The organism is Blastococcus sp. MG754426, assembly GCF_021699055.1.
Classification (GTDB): Bacteria; Actinomycetota; Actinomycetes; order Mycobacteriales; family Geodermatophilaceae; genus Blastococcus.
On the sequence record NZ_SSXC01000208.1, the window covers coordinates 1 to 257 of the forward strand.

Sequence of the window (257 nt, forward strand, 5' to 3'; positions counted from 1 at the left end):
CACAACGTGCCGGGCCAGCCGGTCCACGAGTTTCTGCGCGCCTTCGACGCCGCCTGGGCGGTCGCTGCCGGCCTGAGCGCCTTCGGACCGCGCCAGCGCTGGACGGCGGCGGTGGAGGCCCTGGGCGAGCAGGGATGGCCGCTCGTGGGCTCCAGCCGGCGCTGGCGCGGTCCGAAGGCGCTCAGGCCGGCAGCGACCGCCCAGGCGGCGTCGAAGGCGCGCAGAAACTCGTGGACCGGCTGGCCCGGCACGTTGTG

Annotated in this window: 1 pseudogene; it reads left to right on the top strand. The window is 76.3% G+C overall.

Annotated elements, in window-relative coordinates:
* Nucleotides 1–257 (top strand): annotated as a pseudogene (locus tag E9549_RS22985) (hypothetical protein); the annotation flags it as partial.